At 73.1% G+C, this 12,919-nt stretch carries 10 protein-coding genes; 4 read left to right on the top strand and 6 right to left on the bottom strand.

Annotated features, from left to right (window positions below; translation table 11 throughout):
* Window positions 1–164 precede the first annotated feature (164 nt).
* The 4 genes from ACWDD9_RS25060 to ACWDD9_RS25075 all read left to right on the top strand — a co-directional run bounded on the left by ACWDD9_RS25060 (window position 165) and on the right by ACWDD9_RS25075 (window position 7,255).
* Window positions 165–1,775, top strand: coding sequence for a trypsin-like serine protease (locus tag ACWDD9_RS25060; RefSeq protein WP_449812695.1), 1,611 nt, complete (start codon window positions 165–167; stop codon window positions 1,773–1,775).
* Window positions 1,776–1,876: 101 nt separating this feature from the next.
* The gene (locus tag ACWDD9_RS25065; RefSeq protein WP_449812696.1) at window positions 1,877–3,448 is read left to right on the top strand and encodes a trypsin-like serine protease; all 1,572 of its coding nucleotides are present in this window, start codon (window positions 1,877–1,879) and stop codon (window positions 3,446–3,448) included.
* A 92-nt stretch (window positions 3,449–3,540) separates the two neighbouring features.
* Entirely contained in the window at window positions 3,541–5,283 is a 1,743-nt protein-coding gene (locus ACWDD9_RS25070) for a trypsin-like serine protease (RefSeq protein WP_449812697.1), read from the top strand.
* A 130-nt stretch (window positions 5,284–5,413) separates the two neighbouring features.
* Complete coding sequence (locus ACWDD9_RS25075; protein ID WP_449812698.1) at window positions 5,414–7,255, top strand: trypsin-like serine protease; 1,842 nt, start codon at window positions 5,414–5,416, stop codon at window positions 7,253–7,255.
* 90 nt (window positions 7,256–7,345) lie between these two features.
* On the opposite strand, the gene ACWDD9_RS25080 is transcribed toward ACWDD9_RS25075, so the two are convergent.
* The 6 genes from ACWDD9_RS25080 to ACWDD9_RS25105 form a co-directional block, all read right to left on the bottom strand.
* Window positions 7,346–8,698 (bottom strand): MFS transporter, encoded by a 1,353-nt coding sequence (locus ACWDD9_RS25080; RefSeq protein ID WP_449812768.1) that lies wholly within the window; start codon window positions 8,696–8,698, stop codon window positions 7,346–7,348.
* Between the two features lie 98 nt (window positions 8,699–8,796).
* Window positions 8,797–9,639 (bottom strand): glycerophosphodiester phosphodiesterase, encoded by an 843-nt coding sequence (locus ACWDD9_RS25085; protein WP_074005973.1) that lies wholly within the window; start codon window positions 9,637–9,639, stop codon window positions 8,797–8,799.
* Window positions 9,640–9,817: 178 nt separating this feature from the next.
* Entirely contained in the window at window positions 9,818–10,213 is a 396-nt protein-coding gene (locus ACWDD9_RS25090; protein WP_449812699.1) for a hypothetical protein, read from the bottom strand.
* Entirely contained in the window at window positions 10,210–10,689 is a 480-nt protein-coding gene (locus ACWDD9_RS25095; protein ID WP_449812700.1) for a protease inhibitor I42 family protein, read from the bottom strand. The genes ACWDD9_RS25090 and ACWDD9_RS25095 overlap by 4 nt, the downstream gene beginning before the upstream one ends.
* Before the next feature lie 5 nt (window positions 10,690–10,694).
* Entirely contained in the window at window positions 10,695–12,272 is a 1,578-nt protein-coding gene (locus tag ACWDD9_RS25100; protein WP_049651414.1) for a peptidoglycan-binding protein, read from the bottom strand.
* A gap of 168 nt (window positions 12,273–12,440) precedes the next feature.
* Window positions 12,441–12,776, bottom strand: a complete 336-nt coding sequence (locus tag ACWDD9_RS25105; protein ID WP_049651413.1) for a hypothetical protein — start codon at window positions 12,774–12,776, stop codon at window positions 12,441–12,443.
* Between the last annotated feature and the right edge of the window lie 143 nt (window positions 12,777–12,919).

The raw sequence follows: 12,919 nt of genomic DNA on the forward strand, positions 1-12,919 counted from the left end.
ACCGACGGCACCACCCAGCAGACCCTCGAGGTCCCCAAGGACGGCTTCCAGCCGGTCGGCAAGGGCAGCAACGGCAACGCGACCAGCCTCCTCGAGCTGACCGTCACCGGCTGACGGCCACCGCCCGCATCCACCTCCCACCTCTCACCTCCGGGAATCCCCCTATGCCTCGCAACTCCTCGACCCGCAACCTGCGGGCGGGTGTGCTGGTCGCGGCCGCCGCCGCCGGCACGCTGAGCACCGTCTCTCCGGCGGGCGCCGTGGTCGGCGACGCGGCCGCCAACGACACCTACACCGCCACCACCCGTCTGGTGGTCGGCGACAACCTGCGGGCCTGCACCGGCGCGCTGGTGGACCGCTACTGGGTGCTCACCGCCGCGTCCTGCTTCTCCGACGACCCGGCGCAGCCGCAGGCCCTGGCCGCCGGTGCGCCGAAGTGGAAGACGACCGTGACGGTCGGCGGCAAGTCGGCCGAGGTGGCCGAGCTGGTGCCGCGCGCCGACCGTGACCTCGTCATGGCCCGTCTCGCCACGCCCGTGGACGGGATAGCCCCGCTGCCGCTGGCGACCGCTGCCCCGACGGCCGGGCAGAGCCTGCGCGTTCCCGGTTTCGGCCGGACGAAGGACGAGTGGGTGCCGAACAAGCTCCACGCCGGCACGTTCACCCTCGACACCGTGAGCGCGACGGGCATCGGCACCACCGGCACCGGCGGCGCCGCGATCTGCAAGGGCGACACCGGCGCCCCCGCCATCCGCGAGGTCAACGGCAAGGCCGAGCTGGTCGCCGTGGCCTCCCGCTCCTGGCAGGGCGGTTGCCTGGGCACCCCGGCCACCGAGACCCGTACCGGCGCGTTCAGCTCCCGCGTCGACGACATCGGCGGCTGGGTGCAGGAGGTGCGTTTCCGTACGACGGAGGTGACGGCCGGCCTGCACGTGCAGGTCATCGGGTCGGACACCAAGCTGTGGGACACCGTGGCCGACTACAAGGCCGGCAGCTGGCTCGGCAAGTGGTCGCCCGTCCCGAGCGGTGCCCTCTCCGCCGTGGACTCGGTGGCGATCGGCGACACCGTGCACGTCTTCGTCGTCGGTTCGGACGGCAAGGTCTACACGCGTGACGGCAAGGTCGGTGGCTACTGGACCCCGTGGGCCGAGGTCCCGGGCGGTGCGGTCGGGGTCAAGGGCATCACCGCGTCCGCCCGCGGCAACACCGTCGGCCTGCAGATCATCGGCGTCGACGGCTCCCTGTACAGCACCCGGGGCGACTACACCGCCGGCCGGTGGGTCGGCTCCTGGGAGCTGGTCAGCGTCAACAACCTGAAGGCGATCACCAGCGCGACCACCGCCGACGGCGTCGGCCACGTCTTCGTCATCAACGAGGACGGCAAGGTCTACACCCGCGACAACCGGCCCGACGGCAGCTGGACCCCGTGGGCCGAGGTCCCGGGCGGTGCGGCCGACGTCAAGGGCATCACCGCCGCCGCCCGCGGCAACATCGTCGACCTGCAGATCATCGGCTCCGACGGCTCGCTATTCAGCACCAACGGCAACTTCGACCTCGGCCGCTGGGACCCCGTCTGGACCAAGATCAGCGACAACCACCTGAAGGCGATCACCAGCAGCGCCGAGGGCAACGTCATCCACATCGTCGCCATCAACGAGGACGACAAGGTCTACAACCGCGACGCCGACTACAACGCCGGCCGGTGGACCCCGTGGGGCGAGGTCCCCGGCGGCGCCACCGGCGTCAGGGCGATCACGGCCGCCACCACCGGCTGACCCCGACCCGCACCGCACCGCGTCCCGCCGGACCGGCCGCCGTCCGGTCGCCGGTCCGGCGGGGCGCCACCTTCTCGTCACTCCTCAGGGGGGAATTCCTGATGTCCCGTAAGTCCCAGTTCCGTTCCCGTCGGGCGGGTGTGCTGGTCGCGGCCGCCGCCGCCGGCACGCTGAGCGCCGTCTCTCCGGCGGGTGCCGTGGTCGGCCCCGAGGCTGCCGACAACACCTACACCTCTACCGCCCGTCTGACGATCGGCGACAACCTGCGCGCCTGCACCGGCGCGCTGGTCGACCGCAGCTGGGTGCTCACCGCCGCCTCCTGCTTCTCCGACGACCCGGCGCAGCCGCAGGCCCTGGCGGCCGGCAAGCCGAAGTGGAAGACCACCGTCACGCTCGGCGCCAAGTCGGCCGAGGTGGCCGAGCTGGTGCCGCGCGCCGACCGTGACCTCGTCATGGCCCGTCTCGCCACGCCCGTGGACGGCATCGCCCCGCTCGCGGTCGCCACCGCCGCCCCGACCGCCGGGCAGAGCCTGCGCGTCGCCGGTTTCGGCCGGACCAAGGACGAGTGGGTGCCGTCCAAGCTCCACACCGGCGCGTTCACCCTCGACACCGTGAGCGCGACCGCGATCGGCATCACCGGTACCGGTGGCGCGGCGATCTGCAAGGGTGACACCGGTGCCCCGGCGATCCGCGAGGTCAACGGCAAGGCCGAGCTGGTGGCCGTGGCCTCCCGCTCGTGGCAGGGCGGTTGCCTGGGCACCCCGGCCACCGAGACCCGGACCGGCGCGTTCAGCTCCCGGGTCGACGACCTCGCCGGCTGGGTGAACCAGGTGCGGGTCTCCCGTCCGGCCAGCCGGCTGTTCGCGATCGGCGGCGACAGCCAGATCTGGGCCAACGAGGGCGCGTACACCACGAACGTGTGGGGCACCTTCGAGGCCGTGCCGAACAGCGGCGGCGTCCGGCAGGTCAGCGCCGTCACGATGGGCGACAAGGTGCGCCTGTTCGGCATCGGCAGCGACCAGCGGATCCGGACCACCACCAGGGACGCCTCCGGCGCCTGGTCGCCGTTCGAGGTCGTGCCGGGCAACAGCGGCATCCGGCAGGTGACCGCCGTCGCCATGGGCGACAAGGTGCGCCTGTTCGCCATCGGCGGCGACGAGCGCATCTACGGTGCGGACGGCGACTACGCCGCGGGCACCTGGAGCGCGTTCTCGCCGCTGCCCAGCAGCGCCATCAAGCAGGTGACCGCCACCGTCGTCGGCAACACCGTGCGCCTGTTCGCGATCGGTGGCGACGGCCGGATCTGGACCAGCACCGGCGACTACACCGCCGGCACGTGGAGCACCTTCGAGGCGATCCCCAGCAGCGGCATCCAGCACATCGCCGCCACCACCATCGGCAACACCGTGCGCCTGTTCGCGGTCGGTGCCGACAGCCAGATCTGGACCACCGACAGCACCGGCAACGGCCCCTGGACCACCTTCGAGAAGGTGCCCGACGTCCTCGGTGTCAAGCAGGTCGCCGCCACCACCATCGGCGACACCATTCGCCTGTTCGCGATCGGCACCGACGCCAAGATCTGGACCGCCGACAAGAAGGCCGACGGCAGCTGGACCACCTTCTACGAGGTCGCCAGCAGCGCCATCCAGGGCATCGCCGCCACCACCGGCTGACCCGGGGCCCGTACCCGTGCCCCGCGGGGGCCGTCGGCGCGAGACCGACCGCCCCCGCGGGCTCCCACCCACCGACCCGAAGGGGAGTCCCCATGTCCCGCAAGTCCCAGCTCCGCCCGCGGCGGGCGGGTGTGCTGGCAGCCGTCGCGGCCGCTGCCGCCGGCGCGCTGACCACCTTCGCCCCGGCCGGCGCCGTCTCCGGCGGCGCCGCGGCCGACACCACCTCCGCCACCACCGCGCGGATCGTCATCGGCGACAGCCTGCGCGGCTGCACCGGCGCGCTGATCGACCAGTACTGGGTGCTCACCGCCGCCTCCTGCTTCTCCGACGACCCGGCGCAGCCGCAGGCGCTGGCGGCCGGCAAGCCGAAGTGGAACACCACCGCCACCGTCGGTGCCAAGTCGGCCCAGGTGGTCGAGCTGGTGCCGCGCGCCGACCGCGACCTGGTGATGGCCCGTCTGGCCGTGCCGGTCGACGGTGTGACGCCGCTGGAGGTGGGCACCTCGGCGCCGACGGCCGGGCAGTCGCTGCGTGTTCCCGGTTTCGGCCGGACGAAGGACGAGTGGGTGCCGGCCAAGCCGCACACCGGCGCGTTCTCGCTCGACACGGTGAGCGCGACGGGCGTCGGCATCACGGGGACGGGCGGTGCGGCGGTCTGCAAGGGCGACACCGGCGCCCCCGCCATCCGTGAGACGAACGGCAAGGCCGAGCTGGTGGCCGTCGCCTCCCGCTCCTGGCAGGGCGGCTGCCTGGGCACCCCGGCCGCCGAGACCCGCACCGGCGCGTACGCGACCCGGGTCGACGACCTCGGCGTGTGGATCACCAACGTCCGCCACTCGACCCCGTCGGGGACGAAGGTCACCGGCTCGCCGTTCACCGTCGTCGACCCGGCCACCGGGCACCCGCTGACCTTCGTCCAGGACAGCAAGAACCACCTGTGGTCGGTCGACCCGCAGAACGAGGGCTGGACCGACCTGGGCGGCTACGCGGCCGCCCGCCCGACCGCGATCGCCAACCCGGCCGACAACCACGTGATCGTGTACGTCAACGGGCCGGACAACAAGCTCTGGTCCTACGACCGCACCACCGGCAAGTGGACCGAGTTCGTCCCCACCCCCGCCGGGACGGTGCTGGCCCCCGACGCCGTGCCGCGCACGGTCGTCGACCCGGCCACCGGCCACCTGGTCACCTTCGTCCGCGACACCGCCAACCACCTGTGGTCCGTCGACCCGCAGGGCGAGGGCTGGTACGACTTCGGCGGGCTGGCCGCCACCGACCCGGTGCCGGTGATCAACCCGAACGACGGCCACATCGTGGTGTACGTCAACGGGCCGAACAACCGGCTGAACTCCATCGACCGCCGGGGCGCCGGCCGGGTCGAGTTCATCCCGCCGGCCCTGGCCCCCGACGCGGTCCCCTCGACCGTGGTCGACCCGGCCACCGGGCACTTCACCACCTTCGTCCGCGACGCCGCCAACCACCTGTGGTCCGTCGACCCGTACGGCCCGGGCTGGCGCCACTGGGGCGTGATGGCCGCCACCGACCCGGTCGCGATCGCCGACACGGCCGGCAACCGGACCGTGGTGTACGTCAACGGGCCGAACAACCGGCTGAACGCGCTGGACTTCGCCACCGGGAAGTGGACCGAGCTCCCGCTCACCCCGTCGGGCACCGCGCTGGCCGCCGACGCCGTCCCGCAGACCGTCGTCGACCCGGTCAGCAAGCACCTGGTCACCTACGTCAGGGATGTCAACAGCACGCTCTGGTCCCTCGACCCGCAGGGCCAGGGCGGCCCGCTCTGGGTCCGCTTCCACGGCGGCCCCTCCGCCCCCTGACCCGGCCCTGACCCGCAGCGGCCCCGCTGCGGCCACCGGTCGAAGGCGCCACCGGCACCCCGCGCACCCGCGGGGTGCCGCCCTCCCCGAACGATCCGAACGATCCGCGAACGCTCCCTGGAGATCCCTCATGCCCCGCAAGTCCCAGGTCCGCTCCCGGCGGGCCGGCGTACTCGCCGCTGCCGCTGCCGCCGGCACGCTGTGCAGCATCGTCCCGGCCGGCGCCGTGGTCGGCGACGCGCCCGCCGACGGCTCCTACGCCTACACCGTCCGCCTGGCGATCGGCGACAACGTGCGCGTCTGCACCGGCGCGCTGGTGGACCGCTACTGGGTGGCCACGGCCGCCTCGTGCTTCTCCGACGACCCGGCGCAGCCGCAGGCGCTGGCCGCCGGTGCGCCGAAGTGGAAGACCACCGCCACCGTCGGGCGCACCGACCTGGCCACGGGCGCCGGTGTCGTGACGGACGTGGTGGAGCTGGCGCCGCGTCAGGACCGCGACCTGGTCCTGGCCCGCCTGGCCGTCCCCGTCACCGGCGTCGCCCCGCTCGCGGTCGCCACCACCGCCCCGACCGCCGGCCAGACCCTGCGGGTGCCCGGGTACGGGCGCACCAAGACCGAGTGGCTCCCGAACCGGCTCCACTCCGGCGCGTTCAGCCTCGACACGGTGAGCGCGACCGGCGTCGGCATCACGGGGACGGGCGGCGCGGCGGTCTGCAAGGGCGACACCGGTGCCCCCGCCGTCCGCGAGGTCAACGGCAAGGCCGAGCTGGTCGCCGTCGCCTCCCGCTCGTGGCAGGGCGGCTGCCTGGGCGTGCCCGCCGGCGAGACCCGTACCGGCGCGTACAGCACCCGGGTCGACGACCTCGGCGCGTGGATCAACCAGGTCCGCGACGGCTGGTGGGACACCGTCACCGCCAACCCGGCCGCCCGCAGCTCGGTCTACGACCCGGTCCGGAAGACCACCACGGTCTTCGCCGTCGACAGCGACCGCCACGTGGTGTCCTCCTCCAGTGCGGACGGCACGACCTGGAGCGACTGGACGCGGGTCGGCGGCGACTGGCAGTTCGCGAGCGTCCCCACGGCCGTGTTCAACCCCGCCACCGGTGCCATCGAGCTGTTCGCCATCGGCACCGACGGCGTGCTCAGCCAGACCTACTGGCTGCCGGACGGCAAGGGCTGGATCGAGTGGTACTACCAGCCCACCGACAAGAGGTTCACCGGCAGCCCCACCGCCGTCTACAACCCGGCGACGAAGACCGCGGAGGTCTTCGCCACCCAGACCAACGGGGCCGTCGCGCACTCCTACTACACCGTCGGCATGACGGGGTGGAGCGGCTGGTACGACATCAAGGCCAACAAGGAGTTCACGGGCAGCCCGAGCGCCCTGTACAACCCCGCCACCGGTGCCATCGAGCTGTTCGCGGTCAACACCGACGGCGTGCTGAAGCAGAGCTACTGGCTGCCGGGCCAGGACTGGAACCCCTGGTACGCCCAGGACGACAACGTGAGGTTCACCGGCAGCCCCACGTCCGTCTACAACCCGGTCACCAAGGTCGCGGAGGTCTTCGCCACCCGGACCAGCGGTGTCGTCGCGCACTCCTACTACACCCCGAGCATGACGAAGTGGAGCGGCTGGTCCGAGGTCCGCAGCCGTCAGTTCGCGGGCTCGCCGACCGCCGTCTTCGACCCCGCCACCGGCGGCTTCGCGCTGTTCGCGGTCGACGGCAACGGTGTCCTCGCCCGCGCCGAGTGGCAGCCCGACGGCAAGCCGTGGAGCGAGTGGACCAACGTCGGGGACTGGCGGTTCACCACCGGCCGCTTCCCGACCGCGACGTTCAACGCGGCGGCCGGCACCCTGGACCTCTTCGCCACCGGCCAGAACGGTGTCTTCAACCACGCCTCGTACCAGCCGGGGAAGAGCGGGTGGAGCGGCTGGAGCACGCTCCCCGGCAAGACCATGGTCACCGGCTGACGAAGCGTCCGCGGGCCGTTCACGAACCGGGCCCGGTCGCCCTCCCGCCCGAGCGGGGGAGCGGCCGGGCCCGGTCCGTCGTGCGAGCGGTCAGAGGCGCTCGGGGACCGGGTTGCCGACGGCCTCGATGGCGCGGCGGACCGGGACCTTGAGCAGGACGGCGAAGCCGATGACGAAGAAGACCAGCAGCGAGATGATCGCCGAGCGGTAGCTGCCGGTGAGCTGGTAGGCGAGGCCGAAGACGAGCGGGCCCATCCAGCTGGTGCCGCGGTCGCTGACCTTGTAGAAGCTGAAGTACTCGGCCTCCCGGCCCGGCGGTATGAGGTGGGAGAAGAGGGAGCGGGAGAGCGCCTGGCTGCCGCCGAGCACCAGGCCGATCATGCAGGCCAGGGCGTAGAACCAGGCGGGCTGGTGGGCGGGCATGAAGTAGCCGAGGGCCAGGGTGACGACCCAGCCGACCAGGGAGCCGAGGATGGTCCGCTTGGCGCCGTACCGGTGGGCGATCCGGCCTAGCAGCAGGGCGCCGCCGATCGCCACGACCTGGACCAGCAGCACGGCGGTGACCAGCGAGGTCTGCTCCATGCCGAGTTCCTCGCTGCCGTAGAGCGAGGCCTGGGAGACGACGGTCTGGATGCCGTCGTTGTAGCAGAGGAAGGCCGCGAGGTAGAGCAGGGTGAGCGGGTGCTCGCGCATCCGGCGCAGGGTGCGGCCGAGTTCGCGCAGGCTGCCGGTGGCGGGCTTGCCGGGTTTTCCGGGCTTGCCGGGCGCGGTGGCCGTGGTTTCCGTGGGGGCGGTGGGGGCGGCGGGGGCCACGCCGGCCCGGGAGGGCAGCCGCAGCATCGGGACGATGGTGAACAGCGCCCACCACAGGCCGGCCGAGGCGAGGCAGATCCGTACGGCGGTGCCGGAGTCCAGGCCGAACGCGTCGTGGCCCTGGAACAGCGCCAGGTTGGCGATCAGCAGCAGTCCGCCGCCCGCGTAGCCGTAGGCCCAGCCCTTGGAGGAGACCTTGTCGCGCTCGTCGGGGGAGGCGAGGCCGGGCAGGTAGGCGTAGGACAGCGCGACCGAGACCGCGTACGCGATGTTGGCGACCACCAGCAGCCCGCCGCCGAGCAGGTAGCGGTCGCCGCCGAGGAAGAACATCCCCATCGTGGCGAGCGAGCCGACGTACGCGAAGCCGCACATCAGCTCCTTGTGCCGCCCGGTGCGGTCGGCGACGGTGCCGGTCAGCAGCATCACCGCGACCGAGAGCAGCACGGAGAAGGAGACCGTGTACGGGAAGAACGATCCTGCTCGGATCGTCAGGCCGAGCGGGTGGACGTTGCCGGCCGCGTCGGCGGCGTCCTTGGCGACGGTGGTCAGGTACGGGCCGAGGAACACCGTCAGGACGGTGGCCGAGAAGGCGGCGTTGGCCCAGTCGTTGATGTACCAGCCGAACTGCATCCGGCGCAGGGAGCGTGCGTCGGTGTCGGCGGCGGCCGGGTCGGCGTCGGGGGCGGTCGGTGGGTCGTCCGGCAGGTGCGTCGCCGAGTTCGTGGTGCTCATGGGGTTCCCATCACCGTGCTGGAGCCGGTACTGCCGTCCGTCCAGCAGCCGCGCTCGCCGAGGACGTCCCGCAGGACGTCGATGCGATCGGCCATGATGCCATCCACACCCAGGTCCAGGAGAGCCCTGATCCGTGTGGGATCGTCCACAGTCCAGACGTGCACCTGGAGGCCGAGCCGGTGGGCGGTGCGGACGAAGGCCCGGTCGACCACCCGGACGCCCCGGTGACGCTCCGGCACCTGCGCGCACAGCCCGGCGAACGGCGCCCCGGACGGGGCTTCGGACGGCGCTCCGGACCGTGTGGAGGCCCGCCCGGGCAGGAACGATTCGGCCAGCGAGCGCAGCCGCAGCCGGGCCACCTCGCGCGGGCCGAGCGAGGTCGCCAGCCGGGGTCCGGCGGCGGCGCGGACGGCGGCCAGCCGGCTGTCGGAGAAGCCGCCGACGCAGACCCGGTCCCAGGCGTCGGTCCGGCGGATCGCCTCGACCAGTGGCCCGACGGCCGGCGCCGCCTTGACGTCGATGTTGAAGCGGGCCCCGGGGAACGCGCCGAGCAGGTCCTCCAGCAGCGGCACCGGCTCGGTCCCGCCGATCCGGGCCCGCCTGACGCTCTCCCAGGGCAGCTCCGCCACCGCCCCGGCGCGGTCGGTGACCCGGTCGAGGTGCGTGTCGTGGAAGGCGACCAGCACACCGTCGGCGGTCGCGTGCACGTCCGTCTCCAGGTAGCGGTACCCGAGCGCGACGGCGGCCTCGAAGGCGGCGAGCGAGTTCTCGGGGCGCCCGAGGTCACCGCCCCGGTGGGCGAAGGCGAGCGGCCCGGGATGGTCGAGGAAGGGGTGCATGCGGTGCTCCGAGCTGCGGGGGGAGGGCCCGACGGGTCCGACGGGGTCGGGTTCCGCGGGCGTACCAGCGCGTTACAGTATGACGCACCCTGTCAAGCAGTAACGCGCCGCCGGGCACCCGGCCGGATCCCCGGCCAGGCCCCCGTCAGGTCCTCCCTCCGGGCCCGCCTGGCCCCCGTCAGGTCCCCCGGACGTCCCGGCGCATGCCGAGGATCTCCGCGACGGCGTCCAGCCACCGGGCGAGCAGCTGGTCGCCGTCGACGCTGGTGACGGTGGTGGCCGCCGAGCCCAGCCAGTCGCGGGCGAGCCGGGCCGGCTCCGCCCCGGGCAGCGGCTCGGTGAGGTCCGCCGCGTAGCGGGCGCCGCCGCTGCGCACCACCTCGGCGAGGAAGGCGAGCGACCGGGGGAGCACCCCCAGCGCGTCGGCGGCCAGCGCCGCCGCGACGGCGCCCTCGCCGAACAGCGCGGCCCGGTGCGGACCGGCGAAGGCCAGGCCGTAGCGGAGCATGGCGGACACGTCGAGCTGCCGCAGCTCCTCGTCGGTCCTGGGGCGGAAGCGGTCGTCGGGGCTCATCGGACCGTCACCGGGTAGGTGTTGCGCACGACCATGTTCCTGTTCTCTTCGCTGGGTGCGGGGAGGTTGCAGTAGCTGCGGAAGCAGTTGAGGAGGGTGACGGCGGTGGTCCCGCGGCCCTTGGCCTCGAAGGTGTAGAAGCGGGTGCCGCCGACGCCGTCCGAGGTCTTCGACTCCGCCGGGAGGTCGAGCTTCTCCGCGACCAGGGCCGCGACCGCGGCGTCCGGCTGCGGGGCCGCGACGCTCCAGCGGTCGCCGACCGAGGAGTTGTCCCGGACGGCGATCGTGAAGCGCTCGCCGACGGCGAGGCTGACCGAGCGCTCCTCCGCGCCGAGCACCCGGCCGCGGTCCGGACCGGACGGCGCGTCCTGCCCGCAGGCCGTCAGCCCGGCCGCCAGGACGGCCGCCAGCGCCATCGCCCGCAGCGGCCCGCGGGTCGGCCTCCGCGCCGACGCCGCCGTGAACACCCTTGCCACGCCGGTCACTTCGGCAGGTGGACGGCGTAGGCGGTGGGCAGCCGGTCGTCCGAGGCCCCGGCCATCCGGCCGTTGACGAAGTCGTCCTCGCTGACCCAGGTGGTGGTGCCCCACGGGTTGTAGATCTGCAGCATGTTGCCCTCCTGGCCGACGATCATCATCGCGTGGCCCGACCGCTTGCCGTCCTTGTCGTAGCCCTCGACCCCGACCGGCACCGGCTTGCCGTCGGCGACCGCCTTCTCGATGTCCGGCAGCAGCTCGCGCCGGGCGTTGCTGTCCGGCATCGGCTTGTAGTCGAAGTCGGCGCCGGTGTGCGGGCTGACCTCCTTCTCCAGCACCTTCTCCTTGCCGTCCGCCCCCATGCCGTCCCAGTTCGCGCCGCCGTCGCCCTCCTGGTGCACCCGGTGCTGCTCGGCCAGCAGCCGCTGCTGGAAGGCCGCCGGGTCGTCCTCCTGGCCGGACGGGCCGCCGGTCAGGTCCAGCGCGTAGAGCGGGTCGACCATCGCCCGGGCGGTTACGGTGGAGGAGGCGACGCAGGTGCCCTCGGTGTCCGCCTGCTTCCAGTTGGCGCCGTCGAAGGTCACCTGGTCGGTGTTCCGGTTGGAGCCGTTGTCCTGCTGCCCGCCGCTGCTGGTGTCCCCGTCCTCGGTGTAGACGGGCGTCAGGTGCGTCCGGAGCCACTCCGGGTCCTTGCCGTGGATCTTGCCCTGGAAGGCGCGGATCTCGTCCATGGAGTGGCCGGCCGCCAGCGCCTTCATCAGATAGGCGCGCTCCTGCGGGGACTTGGAGTCGGCGAGCAGCTTCTCGAAGTCCGCCCGGTCCTTGTCGTTCATCTTGTCCAGGTACTCGCCGGACCGCTTCATGTCGTTGGCGGTCAGCAGCTCGTTCAGCTCGGTCGGGCCGTCCGGACCGGAGGTCTCGGCCAGCACCAGCTTGTCGGCGGCTGTGACGGCGTTGGTCTTCATCTTCCCCGCCCGGGCCTCGGAGGCCAGCTTGTTCAGGTCGCGGGCCGCCGCCCGGGCCGCCTCGTCGGCGTGTTTGGCGGCGCTCAGCATCGCGTCGACCTGGGGCACGGCGGCCTGCTGCGCCTTCTTGCGCGCCGCCTCGTCCTCGTCGTCCTCGAACCACTCGTCGAACCAGCCCTGCTCGCCGCCCAGTTCGCTCAGCACCTGCTGGAGCGCGGAGCGTGCGGCGCCGTCCTGGCCCTGGGCGGAGCGCAGCGCGTCCGCGAGGCCGAGCAGGGCCGTCCCGCCGTTGTAGAGCGCGGTGGTCTGCTGGTCGACGGCGCGGGCGGCGGCGGCCACCACCTCGGCGGCCTTCGCGCCCGTCGAACCGGTCCAGACGTCCGGCAGCCCGGAGGTGGCGACCGCCAGGACCTCCTGGTGGAGCTGGGTCGAGTCGGCGGCCGCGGTCTTGTAGCGGTTGCCGGTGGCCTCGATGGTGCCCGGGTCCCCGACCGGCGCGTGGACCGCCAGCGCGCCCTTGATCGCGGAGATCAGATCGTTCTTGTTGTCCGCCCCGCGGACGTCCTTCAGCCGGTCGGTCAGCGCCTTGCAGCGCTGCGTGGTGGATTCGCCTGCCATGACGGCCCGTTCGCCCCCTGTACCCGTTGCCCGTGGTGTCGTTCCCCGCCGCTGCCCGGCGGTCCTCCGTCGGCTGCCCATCGGCCGCTCGACGGCTGCTCATCGGCTTGCGGACGTCAGCTCGTCAGCCGCCGTCCGCTCCGGTGTCCGGCGCGCGCCGGCCCCGCCTCAGCCGAAGGGCCGGTAGTCGCCGCTGCGCGAGGCGGACGCGAGGTCCTTCACCACGCTGCCGTCGGCCGACTGGTAGCCGTTCGAGGAGCCCCGCACCTTGCCGGCCAGCTCGCTCAGCGCGCTCTTGATCGTCGCGGTCTCCGCCTGCCAGGCGCTGCTGAAGTTGCGGTACGCCGGGTCGACGTCCTCGCCCCCGAACACGTCCGCGCCGTAGCAGACCGGGTCGCTGATCGCCGTTCCGATCGTCCCCTCGTCCCCGGACGCCTTGTCCAGCGCCTTCGCCTGCCCCTCGGCCCCGCCGGCCTGGATCGCGTACCCCGACCCCTGCGCCATGGTTCACCCCTCGTGCGTCCCCCGAGCCGTCCACGCGACGGCGTTCGAGCACCCTACGGGCCCTCCGGTGCCCGGGCAATTCGTATCGCGCCTGGTGGGAGGGCTGTTGCGAATTCATGACACACCGTCCGGAACCCGGTGAC

The sequence above is a fragment of the Kitasatospora sp. NPDC001119 genome (genome assembly GCF_053598475.1).

Bases quoted from the DNA above. Each gene is read 5' to 3' on its own strand.
- ACWDD9_RS25065 (WP_449812696.1), top strand. From the start codon at position 1,877: ATGTCCCGTAAGTCCCAGTTCCGTTCCCGTCGGGCGGGTGTGCTGGTC.
- ACWDD9_RS25085 (WP_074005973.1), bottom strand. From the start codon at position 9,639: ATGCACCCCTTCCTCGACCATCCCGGGCCGCTCGCCTTCGCCCACCGG.
- ACWDD9_RS25105 (WP_049651413.1), bottom strand. From the start codon at position 12,776: ATGGCGCAGGGGTCGGGGTACGCGATCCAGGCCGGCGGGGCCGAGGGG.
- ACWDD9_RS25060 (WP_449812695.1), top strand. From the start codon at position 165: ATGCCTCGCAACTCCTCGACCCGCAACCTGCGGGCGGGTGTGCTGGTC.
- ACWDD9_RS25070 (WP_449812697.1), top strand. From the start codon at position 3,541: ATGTCCCGCAAGTCCCAGCTCCGCCCGCGGCGGGCGGGTGTGCTGGCA.
- ACWDD9_RS25090 (WP_449812699.1), bottom strand. From the start codon at position 10,213: ATGAGCCCCGACGACCGCTTCCGCCCCAGGACCGACGAGGAGCTGCGG.
- ACWDD9_RS25100 (WP_049651414.1), bottom strand. From the start codon at position 12,272: ATGGCAGGCGAATCCACCACGCAGCGCTGCAAGGCGCTGACCGACCGG.
- ACWDD9_RS25080 (WP_449812768.1), bottom strand. From the start codon at position 8,698: ATGCAGTTCGGCTGGTACATCAACGACTGGGCCAACGCCGCCTTCTCG.
- ACWDD9_RS25075 (WP_449812698.1), top strand. From the start codon at position 5,414: ATGCCCCGCAAGTCCCAGGTCCGCTCCCGGCGGGCCGGCGTACTCGCC.